Below are 23119 nucleotides of genomic sequence, written 5' to 3' on the forward strand. Positions count from 1 at the left end.
CGTCTGCGAGCGTCAGATGCGTGAGCCTCTGGCGCGGGGGGCGAAACGGCTTGGGCGAAGCACTCAGGTCTTCAGGAGCCTGGCCGAAGCAGTATCGGCGGTGGGAACGGCACTTGAAACACGTCTCGAAGCCGGCGGTGGCGGGTAAGCGTGAGGTGTCCTATGAGCGTCCGTCGACCAGCACTGGCGCCCGCTCGCAATCGGTATGACAACCGCCGAACCGCGTGGGAAGGTCTCGTCTCGGCGTACGGTGGACACCGTCACGGTCGACTACTACGTCCGAGGGGCAGCGCTCCCATTGCCGAGCTTTACTCTCGCCTGGCCGTTCCCGTGCCTGCCTGGAGCGGTCTTCCTCTAGGTGTGGGGCCACCGTCGGAGGAAGCATATTGATGCTAGTACGCGTAGCATGAATTTCCATGGATCTCATTGCACGTGTGCGCCGGGCGATGGATGAACAGGCTATCCATCCAACGGAGTTCGAACGTTGCTCCTGTGCGCTCCTGCAATCACAGTATCCGGGCCTGTCCGCGGTTGAGGGTGGGCATGACTTCGGTCGCGACGCCGACATCTACTTCCCGTGGGGTCCTCAGGACGCGGATGCTCGGGGGCGTCTGCTCGTCACTACGGGTGATCCTGTGGCGAACCTGCGGACGGGCCTTCGTCGAATGCATGAAGAGGGTGTGCAAGCCGATCTGATTGTGATGGCTTGCTCGCAGCCTGTCGACGCTACCAGGCGCGCTTCCATGGATCGACTGTGTAGAGATCGTGGTCTCCCAGCGCCGCACATCTATGCCCGGGACTGGTTCGCTTCCCGTCTTGCCAAGGAACCGATGTGGAGGTTCAACCTCCTCGGCATCAGAGGAGAGCTGGAGGCTCTGCTTGACCGGCCGCTGGACCTGGCGGAAGAAGACGTTGAGCACACCGATCTCCTCGGACGAGAGGCTGATCTGGCCGAGCTCAACGAGGCCGTCGCCTTCGGCCGGGATGTCGTGTTGGCCGGCGTGCCCGGTGTGGGGAAAACCCGGCTCACCGTCGAACTGATAGGCAAGGTCGCCTACCTGGAGCAGGCGCAAGCAGACCGCATCCTGGACGAACTGCTGACGTCTCGCCCTGCCGCCGTTGTCGTGGACGATGCCCACATTCGTATCGACGAGATGCGTGTGTTGCGGCGGGCGCGTCACGGTGCGGAACATGCTTTCGCCATCGTCGCGACCACCTGGCCCGACAGGGCAGACGAGGTGGCGGCGGCCCTGCCCGGCGCTGTCCGCTACGACATCGACCTGTTGGAGCGATCCGACATGAACGCACTGGTCACCTCTCTGGGCGTCACTGGGCACCGGGCCCGGGCGGCAGTTCTCGACCAGGCGGCTGGACGACCGGGCTGGGCCGTCACCTTGTGCCAGCTGTTCACGACGGGAGAGGGAGGACGGGTAGCCAACGGCGCAGCACACCTGGCCAACGTAGAGCGTCATCTCCGCCGTATCACGGAGACCGAGACAGCCGTCGATGCTCTGGCTTGTGTAGCGGCACTCGGAGGGGCTTCAAGCGAGACGCTTTACGCGCTCGCGCCTCTCGTCGGCGAGCCGCCGGCCAGGATGTCCGGCCTGATGGAGCGCCTTGCGCGCCACGGCCTCGTAGAGACGGTTCACGACATCTGGCGGCTGCAACCAGCGCTGCGCGCACCACTGATTGCCCGGTGGTTCTTCACGCGCCCGGCAGGCAGGCCGTGGTCCACTCTCTTTGACGCCTTCCCGACCAGGAGCCGTGACCTCGTCTCCGCCGCCATATCCGCAGCCCGGGTCTCCGTCTCCTCGGACGCTCGGACGGCAGTCGAGAGCTGGGTTGGAGCCTTGCCCGCACCGACCGAGTGGGACACCGGCACCTTCTCGTTGGTGTCCGAATACGCCCGTCTGGACCGAGAGGCTGCACAGTTCGCGGTCGCCCAGGCTCGTACAGTCCTCGCCGTCCCGCGTGATTCCAAGCAAATGGGCGGCACCACCGCGGACCGGCAAGGTGACGCAGCTGCTCGCCAACTTGCACAGTCGGCGACCCAGTACCTACTGCCTGAAGCGATAGCCGCTCTGCTCGACCTTGCCGTGGGTGACGAGCGTCCACGCCACTCCACCCCGCAGCACCCGCTGCGTGTTCTCGACGACGTGGCCAAATCGATCGATCCGGACTTCGGAACCGTGTTCGAGATTCGAGGGCTGCTGTTGAAGCCCGTCCTGGAGTGGCTGAGTACTCACCGCTCTCCGGCCGAATGGGGTGTAGGCACTGAGGTGCTCGCGAGCGTCTTCTCTGCCGAAACATCTGGGACCTGGACTGACCCGGGTAGCCCCAACACGGTCACACTTGCCCGGGGCGTCGAAAGTGCTGAGAACCTGGCTCGGCTCATCTCCTTGTGGGATCAGGTTGCGCCTGTGATCGAGGAGACCGATCGACCGGACGGCCTGAACAACGCCCCCGCCGCGGTTGTTCCTCTGCTGGACCTGGCTGGCTCATGGGTAAGGCTCGGTGAAGGGTTCGTTCCGCACAACAGCGAACCGAGCAAGGAACAGAAGAACCAGGGAGCGAAGGGAGGGGCTCGCATGCTGGCTACCCTGCATGATCTGCTCCAGACCTTTCCTGGTCTTGCTCTACGTGCTCGGCGCATGCTCAACGCCGCATACGCGCGGGCCGGCGACGCAGGACGCAACCTTCCGGCACTGGACGTTGATCCTGATGTGGAGTTCTTCACCGGCTGGAGTCGTCGGGATGCCATGGGCCACCGGGACGAAACCGTCCCAGGCGGCGTCCGCACAGTGGAGTCTCTCGCCCAAGGGATTGCTGCGCTCGGCCCGACTGCCGGAGTCGCGCGATTCGTCGCCTTGGCCGAGCAATCCGAGCTCGCGGGAGACCACGGAGGCGGCACCTGGGTCGCCGACCAAATGGTGCCGCACCTCACCGATCCCGCCGCCTGGCACGCAGCAGCAACGGCAGCTGGCAGCCTGCCGATTCATCGAGCAGCACTGATCCGATGGCTCACGACTTCCCCCGACACGTTGTCTGCTGAGGTCCTCACCTCTGCGCTGGATGATCCCCGCTTCAGAACCGGTGTGATCTCCACTGTCCTCGGACGAGGTGCAGACGACACGGCTGCCCAGCTCGTGGTCGCGAAGCTGCGCGCTGAAGATGCCTGGCTGCTGGACTCGATCTTCCTCCGTGACGAGCCGCACGAGGTACTACACCGTTTGCTGCGTCACCCGGACGCTGTCGTCGCCGGCAGCTCGGCGGTGATCTTCGCCATTGGACAACCCCACGGCCCGTCACTACCGGATACATGGCGAGCTACCTGGTGTGACGCCGTGCGCCACCTCCGCCCCGAGGATCTGCCCCAGCACGACCAGTGGCGTGCCGGCCAGCTCCTAGCTCACCTTGCCGAGCACGCCCCCGATCTGCTGGAAGCGTGGTACACGGAGCGCCTCGACGAAATGGTCGAGCAGGGCTACTTTGTCGCACCCGAGCCCTATGGGTGCGACCTGCGCTTGGACCGCCTCCCGCAGAGCCACCGCTACCGTCTTACCGTCCGCTGTGCGGACCTTCCACGCATCGGCCACAGCCCACTTGTCCAGCTTGTAGGTGCCGACCGTAGCCTGGCAGAGCAGCTGATCATGGACAATGTGGTCACCCCCGACAAGCTCCTCGAAGCCCTTGTGGGCCAGCGGAACGAAACACTGGAAGGCCTCGGACCACTTCTCCTCGACCACGGCGTACCCGCCGCGCACATCGCGGCCGACGTCGCATGGGTCGACTCATGGCGGGGAGAGGAGTCGACCAGACACCAACATCTCATCGACTACTTCACCGACCTTTCCATCCGCGTTCCGGCTCTCGCTGCCGTCGCTGAAGCGGGTCGTGCTCAGCAGACGGAGCTGCTGCGAACGGCGGAAAGGAAAGAGCGCGCTGCGCGAGTACAGGGGCGCTGAGCGAGGCTGGCCGGATCGGGCGTGGTGCGAGCTTGTCCGCCTCGACGGCGGCGACTTGAACTGCGCCGGCTTGGAGTTGGCCGAGTCAAAGACCCGCCCGTCGGGGCCGTGACCTGCGGGAATCCACAGGCCGGCCGCGATGCCGTTCGCTCCGCCGCTGGGATGGACGCCCCACCACTGTGGGGTCTCCCTGCCACGCCCCGTGCGGACGCGGACGAGACGGAGATCGGAGTCGAGGCGCCGGGAGTCCGCCTCACCGTCCCGCATACGGTCGGGTTCGGTGCGGCCGTCCTGGAGCCAGGTCCAGTGGGAGCGGGCGTTCTGGGCCTCGGCCAGGAGCAGAGTGGGTTCGCGCCTGAGAGTGGCACGGATTCGCTGCAGCCACTCCTCGGCACAACGGCGCTGTTCGGCGCGGTCGGCGTGCCACCTCCGGCGCCTGGGGGGCAGCTTCCTCGTCGCGGGGCCCGGGCAGCAGAGGGCGCACTTCGGCGAGCCGGGTCAGCCTGATCAGCATGGTCGAGTACGGGACCCAGGCCCCTGCGCCGTCGTCGGTATCCGGGTCCCACCCCTGGATCCGGGCCAGGCCCGTGCCCTCAGGAGTCACCAGGACCACCATCGGTACATCGGTGGCCCACCGGTTCCTACTGGTGCGGTTCCTGCGGAGCATCCAGACGGCCGCTTGGCGCAGGCCGCCGGGAAGGCCACTGCTGATGCCGAGTTCGGGACACCCGTGCCTCGAGTTGGCGCAGCCGCAGGCCCTGCCGCGATCAAGCGGGCCTACAACCTGACGTCGTCCATCATGCGGGCTGCGGTCGACGATGATGTGATCGCGGTGAGTCCGTGTCGCAGCATCGATTTGCCGCCCATCGCGGTCAAACCGCCTCAGTGGTTCACGCCCGACCAGGCGCAGAGCATCCTCGACGGACTCGCCCCGTGTGGCGGACGATGTGCCTGCTCGGCTTCTACACCGGACTGCGCTGGGGAGAGCTCTCCGGCCTTCACCGCCACCGCATCGACATGCGCCGCTCGCGCCTGTTCGTGGTGGAAGTCAACACCAAGAGCGGCATCAAGCAGTACCCGAAGAGTTCCAAGAGCCGTCGGGAGGTCCCGCTCCCGCCCCACGTCCTGGAGGCCCTCGAACGCCACGTCCATCGGCTCGACCGCGACGCAGTGGTCTTCACGACCATCACCAAGGGCCGCTCCGGGCGCCTCCTCGCCGATAGCAACTGGCGCCGGCAGACCTGGTGGCCTGCGGTCGAGGCCGCCTATCACTTCGGCGACGACGGAGAGTTGCAGCTCGTCCCGCACTACCCGCCGCACTCCATGCGCCACACCTGCGCCTCGTGGCTTGTCCAGAGGGGAGTCTCGCTCTACGAGGTCCAGCACCTCCTCGGCCACGAAAGCTTCCAGACCACCCAGCGCTACGCTCATCTCCAGGCTGACGCGCACAAGGCCGTCTTCGGAGCAGGGGAGCGGATGGAAGCCCCGCTCTCGTGGCTCCTTAAACATCCTTCACCCCCGTCCGCGCCGGACTGGGGCGAAGGCGTTCACGAGCGAGCTGCGCTTGCGCTGGCTTCCTGACGACTGGCCGGTCTTGAGGTACCCATGTACTGCCCGCCGGACCTTCTGCAGGGTTTAGACTCTCCCCGTGGTAGGAGAGGACGCCCACTTCAAGGGGATCTCGGGAGCCAAGAGAGCCAAGCTCTATCTTGAGGGCACGATGCGGATCTCGGGGGCCTTCGCGAACACGGACTCGGACGCCTGGGCGAGGAAACTGACGCTCGCCTGGCCGGAGGGCGGCCAGACCTTCTCCTTTGACCTGGGCGGGTCAATGCGGGGCGCTGCGTACCATGGGGACCAGTTCTGCGCGGAGGTCAAGAATTATCAGAGCCCGGCGGACCAGGGCACTCACTTCATCGAATTCCTCGCCAAGTGCTACGTCGCGCACCAGGGGAAGTATCTCTTCGGCGATCACTATATGTGGATCACCTGGGCCCCGTTCAACGTGCAGAATTGGTCGCGCCTGCACGAGCCAGAAAGGATCGAGTCCGCTGTCGTGCAGCATCGGCAACGCATCTTCGGTGACGTCTCCGAGGACGAGGCCAGGGACAAGGTCGACGCGACCGCGGTGCAGAGTGTGTCCGAGCGCATGTGGCGCATCGTCCTGTCGGAGAAGCAGGAGGGCCTGCTGCCGCTCACTGAATGGCGGGCCATTCTGGCGCATCAGTTGACGCTGAAGGGAGAGTGGTGAACGCCGTCGCATCGTCGATCGCAGAGGCACTTGAGGCGGACGACCCGTACAGCTCGTTCGCCAAGATCAAACGACTCCTCGAACAGCAGCTTTGGCAGATCAATCCGCAGATCCGGACCAGGAGCACCGAGTTCTACAACCACGCCCATATGCCGGACCTGGTCGTCCGGTGGCCGCACGACGACGACCTCAGCGACCGATACGTCTACCTGCGTAGCACGACGGACGCGGATGAGATCGGATTCGACGTCCGGCTTCTGGCGCCCCAGGACCGGCCCATTGTTCTGGCACTCGGGGTCCTGCGCTCTGCCTCTGACGCCCGAGCTCTGGACTCGCTCGCTATCGAGCACAACACCCTGGTGTTGGATCTGGCAGCTTTCGCGGAACTGACCTCCGGCGAGCTGCCCGATGTCGCGCTAAGGCGCCTGATCGCGAATACCGTCATCGAAGGCGGTCAGGGGCTTCTTGACGAGCGCTCTGTGTCCCGGTTGGCCCGTGCCATGATGAGCGGAGTGCAAGCGGCCCGCCGCGGCGAGCCTGAGGCGACCGAGGATGCACTCACCTTCGCCAGGGACACGCTGTCCACTCCGATCGCGCGCCGTCTGACGGCCTTCTTGGGGACTATGTGGCGTACCAGCGGAGCGCCGATGGCCGCAATGGAACGCGTTCCCAGGTATCCCCAGCCATTGGACGAGTTGTCGCTCGAGTATCTCCTCGAAGGCCAGGAGGTTCATGATGATGACTTCTGGAGCCGCATCGCTCGTGAGATCACTCTGACCGATCTGCTGGGGCACCCCAGAGCCGTCGCCACCGACAACCTCCAGCACCTTATGCGCTCGGCGCTGAGCACTTGGAACGCTCGAGTTTGCGCCGTAGCCCCCTCCTCCTCGGTCGCCGCTCGCCGTAGCTCCGCCCTCCATCGCTGGACAAAGAGCGAGGGCATGCTCAGCTTCGACGCTCCCAGCTTCGTTCTCAGGCTCGCCCGAAAGGTCGATCACCTGACATCGTCAGCGGCACGGGCCCCTTACGAACTGCCAACCCTCGACGAGGTAGGGGAGCTTCTGCCACTCCTAGGGCTAAGTCTCAAGGCCGTGACACTGGTCAACGGTGGCGGGAAGGTGGCGTACGAAGGGGAGGTAGGCGCTCTGCATGGGGACCGGCTCCGCCACCTCAGTGAATCCCTCGGGCCGGGAACCCTGGTCAGAAACCTTGAGGCCCTGCCGCCCAGTAGCGTCCCGGTGAGGTACAACTTCTCCACCCGGATCGCCTCCGTGAGACCACCTCGTGGTAGTGTCCCGCTCCTGGAACTTGTGAACACGTCCATCCGGCTCTTCGCGGATCTGTCCCGTGAAGAGGAGGAACGCCTCGTCGAGGTGATCCCATCGGGCGGCCGCACCCTGCGTGCCGGAATCGATCACGACGTAACGGGGACAGAACCTCTCACCGACTGACGCGCGGCTAGCTAGGGTCCGTCTTCAAAAGATCGTTCGATGATCCATCATGATGGATCATGATGGCGTGATGCGTCGTCATGAACTCACCGATCAAGAGCGGGAGTTACTCGGCCCGCTGATACCGCGGGCTGTCCGAGGCCGGCCCCGAGCGGAGGATCGTCGGACCATCAATGGGATGGTCTACAAGATCCGGACCGGGATCTCCTGGCGTGACCTGCCAGAACGCTACGGTCCCTGGCAGACGGTCTACACGCGGTTCCGCCGCTACGCGATCGACGGCGTGTTCACCCGGGCCCTGCAGCAGATCCAGGCCCACGCGGATGCCGCCGGCGACATCGATTGGCTGGTCCAGATCGACTCCACGATCGTCCGGGCCCACCAGCACGCTGCCGCCACCGGACGAAAAGGGGGAGGCATCAGCAGGACGAACCGGACGATCGCGCCCTCGGCCGCTCCCGAGGAGGCCTGACCACCAAACTCCACCTCGCCTGCGACGGCCGAGGCAGGCCCCTCGTACTCATGCTCACCGTCGGCCAACGATACGCCAGCGTCATGGCGTAAGCCCTGCTCGAATGCATACGCGTGCCCCGCAATGGCCCTGGCCGACCACGCTCCACACCCGACCACATCGTGGCAGACAAGGCCTACAGCTCCCGCGGATTCCGCGCCTACCTGCGACGATGCAGCATCGCCACCACGATTCCCGAGAAAGACGACCAGCAAAGGCACCGCCGAAACCGCGGCAGTCACGGCGGCCGGCCACCTCGCTTCAACCGAGAGAATTATCGCCACCGCAACATGGTCGAACGCTGCTTTAACCGCCCCAAAGGCTTCCGCGGCATCGCCACCAGATACGACAAGACCACTGCCTCCTACGAAGCGGCGGTCAGCCTGGCGTCATTCCTGCTCTGGGCAAGATCCTTTTGAAGACGGACCCTAGTCGCTGACGCCCAGGACGGCGCGCGCGCAGCTGACAAACTCGTCCATGGCCTCGTTGTGCTCCCGCCAGGACTGTTCGAGTAGAGGACCCATTTCAGGGTTCATAGAGTCGTTGAGCAGAGTCGACGCCTGCTCTGGCTCCAGGGCCGGGAGCCGGCCGAGAGCCGCAGATGCCGCATCGTGCACCTCCATCATGTTCGCGGCGTCGGCGGCATACGCAACACGCCAGGCATGCAGGGCCTCCACAGCCTGTCGGGTGTCCTCGTACGCGGGCATCCCGATATGTACGCGCGTCAACTGCATGTAGAGCCGGTACGCCTCACCGCGTTGGCGAGCAAGGCGCTGGACGTCCTGTGCCGCCTTCAGAACGCGGGAGGACGCGGTGGTGAGGGAGGTGGGAGCGACAAGCTGGACCCCTCCCCAGGCGTGGAGAAGTTCGTCGTAGGCGGACGTGGAGTCCGTGTCGGGCTCCCGGAACATCGTGTGCAGAACTCGGCCGAACGCCCTGTCACTGCCGATCATGTTCGTCGCTGCGCTGATCCGCTGCTCGCGCAGAGCAGCGGTGTGGGCCGCGGCTGCGGCGTGGTCGGCCTGTTCCCGGACTGCCTGGAGGGTTGCTGTCGCAGCCGTTTTCGCTGCCTGTTCTGCGGCCTTGGCCTGTGCCACGCCTCCGCGGGCCTGGAGCCAGGCGCCGAGGCAGGCTCCGACGAAGCCGACCACGATAGGGAGGAGCACAAGTATGAGCGTCTGGTGCTCCTTGAGGAAATCAGTCACGCCCTGATCTTCCCTTGCGGAACACCTCCTCTGGGAGGCCGGCAACCCTGTCCCGGGCGCTCAGGCTGCGGCTTCGCCGGGCTCCTCGGCCGCATCCTCGTCCGCGCCGTCGGATTTGCCGCCGCGTGTCTAAGGGGCGATGTCGATGACGCGTCCATCAGGAAAGGTCCGCGTATACCCGCTCACCTCGTGCTCGACGGGGGACTTCCGTGGGTCCTTGGCGGTCGAAGGACCAGAGGCCGCTCCAGCGTCCTCGGTGTCCTCGCTGCCCTCGACGTCCTCCGCGGACTCAGTGTCCTCGGCGCCCTCGGTGGCGCTCTGGTCCATGGCCTGCTTGATGAGCACGCCAGCGACGAGCAGGCCAGCGCTGATGGCGAAGATCATCTTCTCCTTGTGCTTCTTGCGTAGGTTCTTGGCCTTCTCGGTGATGGAGGTGGGCTCGTCGTCCTCGGGTGCCGGCGCGGAGTCATTCACGCGCCAAGATCTATCGGACTCGCCCCTCAACTGTCAGTTGATCACCGGACATCACCTGAACAAGTTCAGTACGTGCCCGGGGAAGCTAGGGCGTGTGTCGGAAGTGCTTTAGGTTGGCTGATGTGAGTGCGCGGGGGCGGAGTTACCGATATGTCGGACCGGTTGAGTTGAAGGCTGCGGTCCGGCCTGGCACCGGCGGGTGCCCGACAAGCTCGGCGGCTGACTTCGACGGTTGGATCGCTGAGCGATCGCCAGCGGAGCTGACCGAACCGTTCACCTTCGTGGTTGGCACGGATGGTGTGCTTCGGCTGGCGCCGCGGCGAAGCGAGCACGTGGCCTGCGCTGGTGGGGACATGGTTCTGAGTGCCGGCGAGATCAGCTTCATGCGTGAGGCAGACCGGTGGACCGTGGGCGAGGTCAGCAACCAGTCCACCGGATACTGCCCGGACGTGACCTCCTGGCCGGCAGTCGCTCATGCTCTGGACGATGTAGAACTTGGGCGGCCCTCAGGCTTCACCCACGAGGTGGTGTTCCGGCGGTGCCCCAACTGCCAGGAGCACAACATCGTGCGCGAGGACGACTTCGTCTGCGTCTTCTGCGGCAGCGATCTGCCGGAGACGTGGAACGTGGATCCCACCGTGTGATGGCCAAGGGTCACAGCCACTCGTTGATGGCTGCGACGAGGACGGTCGCCTCGTAGCGGACCGCGAGTTTGTCGTATCGCGTGGCGACGGCGCGGTTCCTCTTGAGACGGTTGATCCCGCACTCGACCGCGTGACGTTCGCGGTAGTCGACCGGGTCGAAGCGCAGCGGCCGGCCGCCGCGGGAGCCGAGCTTCAGGCGGTTGTGGGCCTGGTCGGCCTTGTCCGGGATGGTGCACCGGGAGGGCCAGGTCGCGTTCGTGCGGCCCGGGTAGGGCACGAGCGGCTGGTACCCGCGGGCGCGCATCTCCGCGGTGGCGGCCTCACCGCTCTCGACGAGCAGACCGTGGTCATCCCGGGCACCGAGGCGGCCGCGCTGATCGTGCCGAGTCTGGCCGGTTCGTTGCAGGCCGTCCTCGACCAGCGCAGGCTCCTGGAGAAGCAGATCCAGGCACTGGTGGACGAGCACCCGCTGTCCAAGATTCTGACGTCCATGCCCGGCATCGGGACCAGGACCGGCGCTCGGGTCCTGATCGACGTCGGTGATGCGAGCGCGTTCCCGACCGCTGCCCACCTGGCCTCCTACGCCGGGCTTGCCCCGGCGACCCGCAGTTCCGGCTCCTCCATACGCGGCAAGCAACCCTCCCAACGGGGCAACAAGCAGCTGAAACGGGCGTTCTTCCTGGCCGCGTTCGCCTCGCTCAGCGACCCGGCCTCCCGCGCCTACTACGACAAGAAGATCGGCCAGGGCAAACGGCACACCCAGACACTCCTATGCCTGGCCAGGCGCCGGGTCGACGTCTTGTTCGCCATGCTCCGCGACGGGACCTTCTACGAGTGCCGGCCAGCCACGGCAGTCAGCTGACATTCGGATCCGCCAGCAGCACCACGCAGTTGGCCGCAGGATCGAACCCCAGAAGCGGGTGGAACGGGTCAGACTCCGGAGTCAACGTGACCGGCTTGCCGAGCCGGCGCCCGATCGCCCGCAACAGACGGCACAGCAGATTGACGCCGTCCTGGCCCCGCAGCTCCCGCAGATCAACATCGAAGTCGATCGAGCTGGCCTCATACGCTCGAAAGATCACCAGGAATCCAGAGGCGGGCCAGACCCTCAACAGTGCGTCGACGCTCTCACCGCGGGCGAGCATGTCCGCAGCTCGTGGCAGCCGAACCGCGACACCGTCCTCGGAGTACTCGCACGACCACCCCTGCGACCGCACCAGATCAAGCACCGCCTGCCAGTCCTCGACTGAGGTGTCTGCGACACGCACATCCGGCAGCGACCCCATCAGGTCAGGGTCGAAGAACTCCCTGACGTCGTCCCGCAGCAGATCCGGCATCCCGCCATGCTGCCCGGCCACACCACCCTAATGCAGCCCGATTTCCTTGACGAACCCCATAGAGGCACCCGGTCGTGGTGGGAGAAGCCGGCCGCGATGCAGACCATCCGCGGACGCCGCCAGTCGATCGACTCGGCAGCCTTCGTGCAGCAGCACCCTTCGGACGAGCGCCTCGAACTCGTGCTGCGCCGAACGCAACCAGGTCAGATACGAGACGGCCTGCGACAGAACCCCGCTGTCGGAGCCCTTCTTGTACTCGATCACCACCGGGCTGCCGTTCTCGTCCAGCCCCAGCGTGTCGATCCGCCCCCGGTGCCACGGCCCGGTCGCGTACTCCGATGCCACGAAGCGGATGCCGAGCATCTGTTTCAGCCCGGCCTCGACCCGCCGCTGCAGTTCGACCTCCAGTGCCACTGTCGAAACGTGCAGCTCGACATCCTGCCCGTTCGCGTCCTGCCGGAACAGCATCAGCTCAGCCACCAGGGCTCCCTCCCGTGCTCTTGGCACGAAGACCAATCGTCGGAGAGCTCGCGGTATTCCACATCTAGGCACCGAGACGGCGGGTCGTTCAGCCGCGCCGTTCTGCCGCATTGCCCAGAAGAAGAGTGCGGCCGCAGAGCGGTGGGCGCAGAGCACGTCTGATGAGACGCTGATCGTTGTGATCGTCTACGTCTTGGGCGGTGGATGCACCTGGCGGGCCCTGCCATCGGTCACACCTCCGTGCGGCGCGGAGAGGCGAACACAGCTAGATCGGAGGAGGCGAAGGGGCTCAAGAGCCCTCACACCATGACGCTGAGGTGTCGTGCTCTGGTGAGGGCGACGTAGAGCGCGCGGTGGGCCTCGTCACCGGGGTCGAGGCCCTTGCGGAGCGCGGCCACGTCGGACTCCTCCAGCCGCACTCCGACCCTGTCCCATTCCCTGCCCTTCGCCTGGTGACAGGTCAGACCGACTACCAGGCGCTCGTGCTGGACGTTCAGGCGCGTGCGCAGGTGGCCGAGAGCCTTGCGCGGTGTCCGTTTGTGCCCATCCGACGGCTCGAGGTGGGCCGTAGTGGCCACGGTACGCGCCAAGGCGGTCCAGACCTCGGAGAGATCTTCCTGATTCGCCAGGCGTTGGAGCGCGCTTTGCAGGTCCGGACGCAGCTTCTCGAACGTTTCGACCTCCTTGATGCCCAGGGTGGTCCAGGCCTCCGGGAGGAACAAGGCCGGCAGGCCGAGGGCCGTCTGCGTGAGTTCGTTTAGAAGCAAGGTGCACAAGGCTTTCTGGAGCGGCCCCATCCTCCACCTGGCGGTGGCCAGGGGGAGGACATGAGGGGCGCAGTCCCACAGCGACTGCCACTTCCGCGCGAGGACGACATCGACGTCTTTCGCCGCTCCCGCGGGGAGGGTCGTGCTCTTCCTGCGGCGCAGTCCCTGTGTCAGTGATGTCTGGGTCACGCTGTCGCGCCATCGGAACGTGGTCCGGAGTTCGCCGCGTTCGAACTCCAGCAGTCCGAGGAGCCGGCGCACGCTCTCTGGACGGGCGCCGCGAAAGGCGTAGAGGGCCTGCCAGGGGTCTCCCACCAGGGTGACAGCCAATCCCGCGTCCGCAGCCACGCGGATGATCTCCACGTCAAGGTCGTTCGCGTCGTAGACCTCATCGACGAGCAGGGACCTGATCGCCGTGGCGAAGTAGGCCGTGACCCGGGCGCGGATGTCCTCGGTGCCGAGGGCGTCGCGCAGCACCTCACGCACGTTCTCGTGGGTGCACCGCCCGTCCCCGACCGTGGAGGAGAAGTCCACCGGCTTGATGTGGTAATTCGGTTCGTCTTCCACCTGATAGGTGGTGACAACGCGGGTGCCCGCGAGCTGGAGGACCGGTTTTGCCTTCGTTCGGATGGTGGGCAGGTGGCTTGGCCATGTGTCCAGCACCTCCAGTTCTTCGTGGTTTCCCGGCCACTGGAGGACCCGGGACCGCAGGAGGTGGGTGAGAAGGTCGTTGAGGACGGTGTCTAGCGTGACGATGCGATGGGGCCAAGTCAGGGCTGAAGGGCCCCACTGTCGGGACACCCGGCTGCGTATCTCCTCGGTGGCCGAACGGGTGAAGCTGACCGCCACGACCGCCCGATGGTCGGTCGTGCGCGCGAAGCGGTGCAGGCCGAAGCGCTGGTGCGAGACGGTCGTCTTCCCCGAACCCGGGAACGCCTCTATGTATAGGAGGCGGTGGGGGCTCGCGGCGACAAGGAGTTGCTCCGGCGTGAGGACCGGTCTGCCAGGCCGGCGGCTACTCATCGGATCCCGTCGTTCGAAGTGCGGCCATAGGCCAGGCCCCCCTGGGGGAGGGGCGCTTGAGAAGTAGCTCATCCCAGGGCGGTGCGTCCGGTTCCGATGCGTCCGAGAACGGTTCGTATCCGGACGCCCAGTCCCTCTCCTCCTCGTCGTCCGGCCAGTGGAAGTCCTCCATTTCCTCGACGGGTTGGTCATCCATATCCCGTTCCTCCTTCACCACCGCGAGCCAGTCCGGCTCCTCGAGGAGCGCGAAGGGCTCGTTCTCCGACCCGGAGTCGTCCTCAGTAATCGCGTCGGGCGCGTAGAGGAACTCGAACAGCTGTCGCATCTGCTCGGGCACGGTCGGGAGGTTCGACGGCTGCTCGGGGCCCGCCTCGTTGGCCTCCGCGAGGAGACCGGCGAAGGCAAGCGCGAAGTCGCCCTTCTTGCTGGAACCCAGCCCCGCCGGGATGCCGGGCTGCTCGTCCTTGGCCTTCCGAGCACTGCGGAACAGCTGGTGCACGGTCTGGGCCGTCACCTCCGTCACCTCCAGCCCGACCTCTTTCAGGGCGGCCTCGATCAGGTGCTCGTTGCCCTCGGTGATGGACGGTTCCAAGGTCGGGTGGCTAACGAAGGCGTCTACGACCGAGGGGTCGTGATCGAAGAGCCATTTCGGCTTCGTGCGCTCTTCGCTCTCGAAGGGGAGATCGCTGTCGACGAGGACCGCCAGCCTGGTGCACAGCTCGCTGCCCCGGGTCGCCAGCAGATGCACCGGCCACTGTCCGACCTTCCAGCCCATGTGCACGATGCTGAGCGCGTCGACGAACGAGTGTTTGCGTGCATCCGCGCCGGCCCACGTCCTGCCGAACTCCCGCACGATAGCGGCGTCAGTGACGCCCTCGACCAGCACGAGGCGCTCGGCGAAGAGCGCGGCGGACCGGCTCGCGTCCAGGTGGAGCCGTGTCTTCCGCAGCGTGACGGCACGGTGTTTGTCCGGTACGACGTCGGCGACGGTGCGGCAAACCCTTCCCCGCGCCGTCCGGCGGACGACGACGAGTTCCTCCGGGGCACAGGACGTGATGACGTCTGTTGCGTGGGTGGAGAGGACGACCTGCAGCTCCGGTCGCTTCTTGACGGTCCTGCGCAGGTAGCGGACCAGAGCCTGCTGCAACTGCGGATGGAGGTGGGCCTCGGGCTCCTCGATGACGACCGTCGCGTGGAATGGCTTCGTACCGAAGAAGGAGTCCTCCTCCGCGTCGGCGTCCGCCTGTGCCTGTTCGAGGTTCAGGGTCGCCCCCCGGATTTGCTCCTCCTCGGTGAGGGGCGGCTGATCTGAGGTGTACGAGGGGGGCCAGACCGCTGCCTGCGGAGATTCGGTGGAGTCCGGTATCGCCGCCAGGGTCACGGCGATGTGCAGCAGGTTGACGTATCCCAGCCCGGATACTTCGAGTGGCCGGGCGAATTTCCGTCCCTCCATGACGGCGAGCATGACTTCCAGCACGCGGGCCAGGTAGGTGTCGTCGATGACCTGGCCGCGTATGTACGGCCACTGGCGGTCCACTCCGGCCGACAGATCCATGAGATATCCGCCGATCCGCTTCTCGACGGCGTCGATGATGCTCTCCTTGGCCAGCTCCTCGAGCAGCTGGGAGGCGCGCGCCCGGAGTCCCACCAGGTTCCGGGTGCCGTTCAGGCGCTGATGCTCGGCACGGAGCAGCTCGACCAGGATCCGCGCCTCGCGGCGTGCCAGCTCATCGAGCGGATAGCGCCAGGCTGGCAGGTAGATCAGCTTGTACGGGTCCAGATCCGAGGACCTGCCGTGCGCGCGCTCGATCTTCGTGGCGACGCTTCCGAGTCGACGGCTCAGCGTGACACCCCAGCTCTGGGCAACGTGACCGAGGGGCCGATGGTCGGCCTCGTGTAACTGGCGTCCGAGGCGCCCTTCCCCGGTGAGGCTGTCGCCCAGCTTGTAGGAGACTTCGATGCTGCGGGTGGACCTTTCGGGCGCGAGCGTGGCGGATCCGTACCTCGGCAGTATCGGGAAACGGCTGGTGGGATGCGCCAGGTAGAGGGTGTCCGTGAGCGTCGTCTTCCCGGAGCCGTTGGCTCCGATCAGCACACTGAAACGACCGGGGAGGTCGCAGGTCATCTCCCCCTCTGCGCTTGCCCGGAAGCCACTGACAGCAATACGACTCAGGTGCACTATGTCCCCCCACAGGCCAATCAGTACTGAGGTCATCGTCCCCCATGCCACTGACAATCCCTGTAGGGGCCGGCTGCTTGCGAGCATCTGTCGGGTTTTCCTGAATTTCCTTTGGTGCGGCGAGCATTGGGCGGTCCCCGAACCAAGTGGTCTAGTATGCAGCCCGGTTCGACGGGGATGCTGAAGATCGAGCTAATGGATCTTCTGTTGCTCCAGCCATTTCCGCACCTCCGCCAGTGAGAACCGAAGCTGCTGGCCCACGCGGAAGCGTGGCTGGGGGCCCTGGCGGGCAGTACCAGACCAGCCCGGCCTGGCCTCAGCTCGCCGAGCGGCTGGGGCCGGTCCTGTAGCTGTTCGAGAGCACCGACCGGACGGCGGAGATCGCGGAGGCGTCCACGCGGCTGTTGCTCGACCTGCTCGGCTGGCCGGATCGTCTGGTGCACAGCAGCGCACTCACCGCCGGGACGGGGCGCCCCGGCGCCTGGTGGACCTGTGCCACGCCGACGGTGCCGAGGTCTACCTGTGCGGCACCGGCGGAGGTGCGTCGAGCAGCAGTTGTTCGCGGATGCCGGGAGCGACCTTCGCCTGTCCTCCGTGCCGGCCACCGTGGTATGGGCGGGTGCGCGGATCTTCCGTGCCGTGCACTCCCTGATGGTGCACGGCGCGGAAGCTGTTCGGCGCGGCCTCGAGGCAGGACGTCAGGCTGAGGCCGCTGTCGTCGCGGGCGCTGCCGCGCGACGGACCTGCTCGATCCGGAGCTGACTTCCACCGGACCTCCGACCGTTCCGGCCCGCACTCAACGGTGTTCGGGGTTCTCGAAGTCGAAGCGGCACCCGGCGTCCCACTCGGAGCGCTGGTTGCCGTACACCGGGATGCCGCCAGCGTCCTTGAGCATGCGGGCCAGGTGGAGCAGGTTCCAGGTCATGAATGTGGTGTTGCGGTTGGTGAAGTCGTTCTCCGGCCCACCCGAGCCCTCGTCGAGGTAGGAAGGGCCGGGTCCGGCCGGGCCGACCCATCCCGCGTCGGCCTGCGGTGGGATGACGTAGCCGAGGTGCTGGAGGCTGTAGAGGACGTTCATCGCGCAGTGCTTGGCGCCGTCCTCGTTGCCGGTGATCAGGCAGCCGCCCACACGACCGTAGTAGGCGTACTGGCCGCGCTCGTTGAGGATCGACGAGCAGGCGTACAGACGCTCGATCACCTTCTTCATGACCGAGGAGTTGTCTCCCAGCCACACAGGCCCCGCTAGGGTCAGGATGTCGGCGGCCATCACCTGCGAGTAGATGACGGGCCATTCGTCCGTCTCCCAGCCGTGCTCCGTCATGTCCGGCCAGACACCGGTCGCGATATCGAGATCCACCGCCCTGAGCACCTCGACCTGCACGCCCTGGCGCTCCATGATCCCGGTGCTGATGTCGATCAGCCCCTGTGTATGGCTGCGCTCCGGCGACCGCTTGAGAGTGCAGTTGATCACCAGGGCGCGCAGGTCGGCGTACGACGTCGTTGAGTCCGGCACAGAATCCTCCTCCATACGCTCCGGGAGTCCGGATGTGAAGGCACCGGAGATCTCCCAGTACAGCTCACCCGGCCTTCGCCCCGGGCGCTCGCGGAGCTGGGCCGGTTGCCTGACAGTCCGCCCTCCGGGGCGCCGGCCAGGGCTGTCTGCGCGCACTCGCTTCCAGGTCGGGCGTAGCGCACCCGGGTTCCGCCCCGACCTGCGAATTCCCCCGTGGCCAGGAGCAGACGGAAGCGATCGGGCGGGCTCGTCGGGCCGGATGCCGGCAGGACTCGTTCCAGCTCGCCGGCGAGATCCCACGACGACGTCCGGAGTGCGAAGCGTCCGACCGCGGGAGCATCGGCAAGCCGGAAGATCATGGTGATGTCGGGCTTCGGGCCGAGCCCCGACCGCGCCGCGGCCCTTCGTTCTGCCATCGTTCGCGGACAACCGCACGGCTTGCCTGCCCTGGCGGCTGGAAGCACCCAGGGTTCGCCATCACAAACGTGCGCGGCCGCGCGACCACCGCGCCGGACCATCTGGACGGTGATCGACTCCCTTTCCTCGATCACGATCGGCAGCACCGCCAGCCTGGAGTCGACACACAGCGAGCGCGAACAACCCGCTGTCGGACGGTCCGACGGCTTTCCGAACAGAGCCGTGAGGCGTGCGGTCATTTCACCGTCGCAAGCCTCGATGTGCCAGGTCCCCGTAGCAGCTGCGGGAGCGCCACCGGCACACGTCGGGCTGAGCACCCCGGCAAGGTCGGTCCCGGACGCGGGGCCGGCTCGGTGATACGGCAAATGCGAGGGAGGAAGCGGGCATCCGGACATCTACGACTCCGAGGCTCGTGGGCAGGGCCTCCATGGTGCGGACAGGTCCAAGTTTGGCTCGGCCGTCAAAGAAGGCTATGCGCTGGAGATCCCCGGTCACGCCGACTGGGAGCGAGCCGCCGCTGGTCGACGGCCCGCACCCCACTCAGCCGTCAGGCCGCCTGCTCCAGATCCTCGGGAGTCAGCGCTGACGCCCACGGATCGGGCGAGTCGAGCCAGTGGATCTCGACGCGCTCATCGCTGTCGAAGATGTTGTATCCGCGCCGTCCCTTGGTCACCACCACGCGACGCAACGCCAGCCGCAAGAGGTCGCGTCGATGCGGGAGGGCCGCCTCCTCCCAGGCCGCTCGGATCGTCGCGTCCTCCATGAGGAAGGACACGTCGAGCTTCTTCGGAGTCGCCTCCGCCACTTCCTTCTTCGCCTTCGCCAGTGCAGCGCGGGCCTCGACCTGCAGGCGAGGGAGGTGGGTGTCGAAGGGAGGGTCGAAAAAGCCGTCGGCCTGCTGCTTGGCGAGGCGCTCGACACCGGCCTCCGCAGCCTTCAGGGCTGACACGGCTTTCGCCATCCGCTCGGCGTCCGCCGGTTCCTGCTGGAGTCCGGCCCAACGCTCGGCGGCGATCTGCAGGATGGGGTCGTCGGGCTGCGCGGTGTTCAGCTTCGTGAACCAGGCTTCGGTGACGTACGTCTCCAGGATCGAGCGGGTGACTGACACAGGGGCGTCGCACGGGACGCCCTGGATTGCGCGCCAACAACGGTAGTTCTTCGAGTCGGGTGAGGCTCCTCCATGGCAGCCCCTGCACTTGACGCTGTCCGTGAGGAGCTGCTTCACCGTGCCGATTCGACCGGCCTGCTCAGGCGTCGCGAAGGCCTGGCCTGCTGCGACCTGACGAGCTCGGGCCATGAGGTCTGGCGGGATCGGTTCGACCCCTGCGGCGAAGACACTGACGAGGTTGCCCTCGTTGTCGCGGTAGGGCTGGAAGCGGCCCTTCGGATTCCCACGTCGTGGGGCCACCTGCCAGCCCTCGTAGACGGGGTTGTGGAGGATCCGGGAGATGGCGTTGGCCTGCCAGGTACCGCCCCCTGGCCCGGTGATGGGCGCAGGGCCGGAGTTGAGGGCCTTCGCGACCATGCGTTCGGCGAATCCGAGGGCGACACTCTCGACGATGTGACGCACGATCCGCCACTCGCCGGGTATGTGGTGGAGTTTCCTTGATGCGTCGGCACGAAGACCGTACGGCGCGGCCTGGGTCCACTGGCCTCGCGCGCGCTTCGCCGCCTTCGTCGTCTTGACGTTGTACGAGAGTCGCATGGAGTACTCGCGCGCCTGCTCTGCGCGGTCGATGATCCAGCGGCGGTCCCGCTCGACCGAGCTGTCCAGGCCGTCGTAGTCGAAAATGACCCGGGCCTTGCCCAGGATGGGGCCGATGTCGTCGATGCCCTTGCGGGAGAAGCGGTCCAGGTAGGCGCACCAGAGGGCCGGAACCTCGCCGGCCAGGACTGCGGCGAGCGCTTTGTCGAACTCGGGTCGTTCGATGTCGCTCCAGGCAGACAGATTGTCCACCCAGACGTGGCGGACGCGGTATCCCTCACGGGTAGCCCAGGTCCGGCCGCTGTCTTCCTGGGCCTGGATGGAGGTCAGGTCTCGGGGATCTTCATGGCGCACCACGCGCGACTTGCGCAGGTAGAGGTCGATGTACGGCAGGTCGGGCATCACTCGGCTTCCGTTCGGGGCGGGCCATAGTGGCACGCAATTCCGGCTGACAGAGTGTTCCGCCGAGCCAGATCGGGCCGCACAGCACGAGGATGTCGGCCCCCATGACCTGCTCGTACAGCCCGGGCCAGGCGTCCGACGCCCAGCCGTGCTCGGTCATGTCCGGCCACACCCCGGTCGCGATGTCGTGGTCGACGGCCCGCACCAGCGAGGTCGTCACGCCCTGCCCCTCCATCACGGACCGGCTGCGGTCGATCAGCCCCTCGGTGTTGCTGACCTCGGGGGAGGGCTTGAGGGTGCAGTTGACGTAGAGGGCGCTCAGATCGTCGTAGCGGTACGGGGCGTCGGGCATCGGCCGTCTCCTCGCGGGTGGGGTCTGGCGGAGCGGGGTGGATGCGACCCCACCCGACCAGCCTCGTCACCCCGGGGCCCGGCGGCCAACGCTGGGCGACCGACCGGATGACGGCCCCTATGGCCTTTCGTCGGCCGCCGGCGCCGTCACCGCCGTACGCGGGCCGCCACCGGCAGGTGGTCGCTGCCCGTGTCGGGGAGCGTCCAGGTCGGGCCGACCTCGGCGGCTCCGCCCGCCAGGACGTGGTCGATCCGGGCGAGGGGCAGGCCCGCGGGCCAGGAGAAGGCGAAGTCGTCGCGGGTTCCCCGTACCTCGGACAGCACGGGCGCGAGGCCCCGGTCGTCGACGGTGCCGTTGAGGTCGCCGAGGGCCAGGACGGCCGCGGACCGGTCGGCGGCGAGCGCCCGGCCGAGCCGGGCCGCGCTCTCGTCGCGCCACCCCGTCGCGTACCCCTGGCTCGCCCTTAGCCGGACCGAGGGCAGATGGGCCACATAGGTCGTCACGTCGCCGTGGGGGGAGCGGACGACGGCGCGCAGGCCCCGGTCCCAGCCGGCCCCCACGGCCGCCGGTTTGAGGTCCACGCGCGCGATGTCCGTCAGCGGGTACTTCGACCACAGCCCGACGGTCCCCACGGTCGCCCGGTGGGGATGGGTGGGGTCGAGGACGAGCCGGTAGGCGGGCAGGCTCTCCGGTGTCAGCTCCTGGAGCGCGATCACGTCGGGGTCCGGCCCGAGGAGGATCCGCGCGACGCGGGACGGGCTGGTGTTCTCGTCGCTCACGTTGTGCTGCACGACCGTCAGGTCGTACGCCTCGGAGGCCTCGGGCGCTCCCAGGGGACCCCGGAACACGCCCACCCAGACCGCACCGACGAGCAGGCAGACGAGGGCGGGCACGAGCGAGCGGCGCACGGCGGCGACGACGAGCCCGACGGGCACGGCGAGCCCGAGCCATGGCAGGAACGTTTCGACCAGGCTCATCGGATGGCCCGGCAGCCCGGGCAGCCACTGATGGGCCAGCAGCAGCCCGCCGGCGATGCCCACGAGGACCGCCGTGAGCAGCCCGCGCCTCTTCCGTGTCTCCTCCACCTGTTCCCCCTTCGGGGGAGGGGACGCCCTCGGGCTTGATCCAGTTCCGCCGGCCGCCAGACCTCAGACCAGCCGGCCGTCCCTCGCCACCACCCGGCCCGCCCGGACCACCAGGTCGCGGCGCGGCTGATCGACCACAACCTGGGCCACGCACTCGCCCTCCACCAGCATGAAGTCGGCGGGGGAGCCCGGGCGGAGGTCGGCGCGCTCCAGGCCGAGCAGGTCCGCGCCGCCGTCCGAGGCCAGCCGGAAGCAGGCCTCCAGCTCCTCGTCGAGCCGGACGTCAAGGGCCCAGCCCGCCAGCCACGCCCGGTGCAGCATGTCCGCGTTCCCGAACGGGCTCCAGCTGTCCCGTACACCGTCCGAACCCAGGCCCACCCGGACCCCGCGCTCGGCGAGCCGGCGGAAGGGGAGCACGGTGTTCACCGACAGCGCGACCGTGGTCAGCGAGACCCCGGCGTCGGCCAGCACGTCCGCGATCTCGTCCAGCTCGTTCCCGGACAGCTCGGCCACCGCGAACGCGTGCCCCACATTGACCTTGCCCCGCAGCCCGAGCGCCTTGGTGCGGGCCGCGATGTCGCGCAGCGGCGCGAGCCCGCCCTCACCCCGGTCGTGGAGATGGATGTCGAGCCCCAGGCCGTGCCGTTCCGCGATGCCGAAGACCGTGTCGAGCTGGCCGCCGTCGCGCCCCGCGCCCTCCAGGTCGAAGCCCGCCGGGTCGATGCCGCCGATGTGCGAGACGAGCCCGCCCGCCGCGGCCTCCTCCAGCAGCTCGGCCACGCCCGGCGTGCGCCCCACACCGTGCTGCGGGAAGGCGACCAGCTCGACGTCCACCACACCGCGCAGCCGCTCCCGCGCGGCGGCGACGCCCTCGACGCCTTCCAGGCCGTACGCGGGGGCCACGTCCACGTGGGCGCGCATCGCCCGGGTGCCCTGGGCGGCCGCGTGCGCCATCAGCCGGAGCGCCCGCTCCGCGAGCGGGGTGCGCTGGGCGCGGTACAGCTCCACGTCCCCCTCGACGTACGCGGCGATGCCGTGGGCCGGCCGGCGGCTGTGCCAGGGCTCGCCCCAGGTCGTCTTGTCGGGGTGCAGGTGCGCGTCCACCAGGGTCGGCAGCGCGACACGGCCGGCCCCGTCCACGTACTCCACGACCGCCTCCGCCGGGATCGCGCCGTCCCCGACCAGTTCCCCGTCCACCGCGATCAGATCGGTCGGCGGACCGCCCCAGGGGCGGACGTCGCGGAAGACGGTGGTGACGGACGAAGGGTTCGGGACCACGGTGGCTCTCCTCGTCGAGGGGGATGAGGGCTGGTGCAAGGTGATGTACCACGGGACGCAGGACACGGGACCGAAGGCCC

16 protein-coding genes and 5 pseudogenes are annotated in these 23119 nt (G+C 67.3%); 7 read left to right on the forward strand and 14 right to left on the reverse strand.

What is annotated here, in order from left to right; genetic code table 11:
• The first annotated feature begins 416 nt into the window (after positions 1-416).
• Complete coding sequence (locus tag ACFWRO_RS10795) at positions 417-3965, forward strand: hypothetical protein (protein WP_384507373.1); 3549 nt, start codon at positions 417-419, stop codon at positions 3963-3965.
• Positions 3966-4013: 48 nt separating this feature from the next.
• Here the strand turns inward: ACFWRO_RS10795 and ACFWRO_RS10800 are convergent.
• Positions 4014-4337: pseudogene (locus tag ACFWRO_RS10800) on the reverse strand (RNaseH domain-containing protein); the annotation flags it as partial.
• The gene (locus ACFWRO_RS10805) at positions 4219-4632 is read right to left on the reverse strand and encodes an RNaseH domain-containing protein (protein WP_384507376.1); all 414 of its coding nucleotides are present in this window, start codon (positions 4630-4632) and stop codon (positions 4219-4221) included. The gene ACFWRO_RS10805 and the pseudogene ACFWRO_RS10800, both read right to left, overlap by 119 nt.
• Before the next feature lie 266 nt (positions 4633-4898).
• On the opposite strand from ACFWRO_RS10805, the gene ACFWRO_RS10810 reads away from it, so the two are divergent.
• The 4 genes and pseudogenes from ACFWRO_RS10810 to ACFWRO_RS10825 all read left to right on the forward strand — a co-directional run bounded on the left by ACFWRO_RS10810 (position 4899) and on the right by ACFWRO_RS10825 (position 8597).
• A complete protein-coding gene (locus ACFWRO_RS10810) occupies positions 4899-5546 on the forward strand; it encodes a tyrosine-type recombinase/integrase (protein ID WP_384507379.1) in 648 nt (215 codons plus the stop codon).
• A gap of 67 nt (positions 5547-5613) precedes the next feature.
• Complete coding sequence (locus ACFWRO_RS10815; RefSeq protein ID WP_384507381.1) at positions 5614-6216, forward strand: hypothetical protein; 603 nt, start codon at positions 5614-5616, stop codon at positions 6214-6216.
• Positions 6213-7667, forward strand: coding sequence for a hypothetical protein (locus tag ACFWRO_RS10820; RefSeq protein WP_384507384.1), 1455 nt, complete (start codon positions 6213-6215; stop codon positions 7665-7667). Before ACFWRO_RS10815 ends, ACFWRO_RS10820 begins: the two co-directional genes overlap by 4 nt.
• 70 nt (positions 7668-7737) lie before the next feature.
• Positions 7738-8597, forward strand: a pseudogene (locus ACFWRO_RS10825) (IS5 family transposase).
• Between the two features lie 9 nt (positions 8598-8606).
• Here the strand turns inward: ACFWRO_RS10825 and ACFWRO_RS10830 are convergent.
• Together ACFWRO_RS10830 and ACFWRO_RS10835 are read right to left on the reverse strand one after the other, a co-directional pair.
• Positions 8607-9383: a hypothetical protein gene (locus ACFWRO_RS10830; protein WP_384507387.1), complete on the reverse strand. Its 777-nt coding sequence runs from the start codon at positions 9381-9383 to the stop codon at positions 8607-8609.
• Positions 9384-9512: 129 nt separating this feature from the next.
• A complete protein-coding gene (locus ACFWRO_RS10835; protein WP_384507390.1) occupies positions 9513-9857 on the reverse strand; it encodes a hypothetical protein in 345 nt (114 codons plus the stop codon).
• Between the two features lie 122 nt (positions 9858-9979).
• Here ACFWRO_RS10835 and ACFWRO_RS10840 point away from each other — a divergent pair, with 122 nt between their 5' ends.
• Positions 9980-10501 (forward strand): hypothetical protein, encoded by a 522-nt coding sequence (locus ACFWRO_RS10840; protein ID WP_384507393.1) that lies wholly within the window; start codon positions 9980-9982, stop codon positions 10499-10501.
• Between the two features lie 10 nt (positions 10502-10511).
• On the opposite strand, the gene ACFWRO_RS10845 is transcribed toward ACFWRO_RS10840, so the two are convergent.
• Positions 10512-10805, reverse strand: coding sequence for a hypothetical protein (locus ACFWRO_RS10845; RefSeq protein ID WP_384507921.1), 294 nt, complete (start codon positions 10803-10805; stop codon positions 10512-10514).
• Between ACFWRO_RS10845 and ACFWRO_RS10850 the strand changes: the two are divergent.
• Positions 10797-11363 (forward strand): annotated as a pseudogene (locus tag ACFWRO_RS10850) (transposase); the annotation flags it as partial. The gene ACFWRO_RS10845 and the pseudogene ACFWRO_RS10850 overlap by 9 nt on opposite strands.
• Here the strand turns inward: ACFWRO_RS10850 and ACFWRO_RS10855 are convergent.
• The 9 genes and pseudogenes from ACFWRO_RS10855 to ACFWRO_RS10895 all read right to left on the reverse strand — a co-directional run bounded on the left by ACFWRO_RS10855 (position 11356) and on the right by ACFWRO_RS10895 (position 23039).
• Complete coding sequence (locus tag ACFWRO_RS10855) at positions 11356-11838, reverse strand: hypothetical protein (protein WP_384507396.1); 483 nt, start codon at positions 11836-11838, stop codon at positions 11356-11358. The pseudogene ACFWRO_RS10850 and the gene ACFWRO_RS10855 sit on opposite strands and share 8 nt — an antisense overlap.
• Before the next feature lie 65 nt (positions 11839-11903).
• Positions 11904-12318 (reverse strand): annotated as a pseudogene (locus ACFWRO_RS10860) (hypothetical protein); the annotation flags it as partial.
• Positions 12319-12617: 299 nt separating this feature from the next.
• Positions 12618-14180: a UvrD-helicase domain-containing protein gene (locus tag ACFWRO_RS10865; protein ID WP_384507399.1), complete on the reverse strand. Its 1563-nt coding sequence runs from the start codon at positions 14178-14180 to the stop codon at positions 12618-12620.
• The gene (locus tag ACFWRO_RS10870) at positions 14101-16323 is read right to left on the reverse strand and encodes an ATP-dependent endonuclease (RefSeq protein WP_384507402.1); all 2223 of its coding nucleotides are present in this window, start codon (positions 16321-16323) and stop codon (positions 14101-14103) included. Before ACFWRO_RS10870 ends, ACFWRO_RS10865 begins: the two co-directional genes overlap by 80 nt.
• A gap of 760 nt (positions 16324-17083) precedes the next feature.
• Complete coding sequence (locus ACFWRO_RS10875) at positions 17084-17800, reverse strand: flavodoxin family protein (protein ID WP_384507404.1); 717 nt, start codon at positions 17798-17800, stop codon at positions 17084-17086.
• 964 nt (positions 17801-18764) lie between these two features.
• Positions 18765-20324, reverse strand: coding sequence for a recombinase family protein (locus tag ACFWRO_RS10880; protein WP_384507407.1), 1560 nt, complete (start codon positions 20322-20324; stop codon positions 18765-18767).
• A gap of 61 nt (positions 20325-20385) precedes the next feature.
• A pseudogene (locus tag ACFWRO_RS10885) lies at positions 20386-20676 on the reverse strand (flavodoxin family protein); the annotation flags it as partial.
• 146 nt (positions 20677-20822) lie between these two features.
• On the reverse strand, positions 20823-21761 hold the full coding sequence (locus ACFWRO_RS10890) for an endonuclease/exonuclease/phosphatase family protein (protein ID WP_384507410.1): 939 nt from the start codon (positions 21759-21761) through the stop codon (positions 20823-20825).
• Between the two features lie 63 nt (positions 21762-21824).
• The gene (locus ACFWRO_RS10895; RefSeq protein WP_384507413.1) at positions 21825-23039 is read right to left on the reverse strand and encodes an amidohydrolase; all 1215 of its coding nucleotides are present in this window, start codon (positions 23037-23039) and stop codon (positions 21825-21827) included.
• Between the last annotated feature and the right edge of the window lie 80 nt (positions 23040-23119).

The sequence above is a fragment of the Streptomyces sp. NPDC058579 genome (assembly GCF_042718575.1).
In the GTDB taxonomy this organism is placed as follows: domain Bacteria; phylum Actinomycetota; class Actinomycetes; order Streptomycetales; family Streptomycetaceae; genus Streptomyces.

Excerpts from the sequence above, each read along its gene's own strand:
- ACFWRO_RS10880 (WP_384507407.1), bottom strand. The coding sequence starts at position 20,324 with ATGCCCGACCTGCCGTACATCGACCTCTACCTGCGCAAGTCGCGCGTG.
- ACFWRO_RS10845 (WP_384507921.1), bottom strand. The coding sequence starts at position 10,805 with ATGCGCGCCCGCGGGTACCAGCCGCTCGTGCCCTACCCGGGCCGCACG.
- ACFWRO_RS10870 (WP_384507402.1), bottom strand. The coding sequence starts at position 16,323 with ATGACCTCAGTACTGATTGGCCTGTGGGGGGACATAGTGCACCTGAGT.
- ACFWRO_RS10795 (WP_384507373.1), top strand. The coding sequence starts at position 417 with ATGGATCTCATTGCACGTGTGCGCCGGGCGATGGATGAACAGGCTATC.
- ACFWRO_RS10805 (WP_384507376.1), bottom strand. The coding sequence starts at position 4,632 with ATGCTCCGCAGGAACCGCACCAGTAGGAACCGGTGGGCCACCGATGTA.
- ACFWRO_RS10855 (WP_384507396.1), bottom strand. The coding sequence starts at position 11,838 with ATGCCGGATCTGCTGCGGGACGACGTCAGGGAGTTCTTCGACCCTGAC.
- ACFWRO_RS10865 (WP_384507399.1), bottom strand. The coding sequence starts at position 14,180 with ATGAGCTACTTCTCAAGCGCCCCTCCCCCAGGGGGGCCTGGCCTATGG.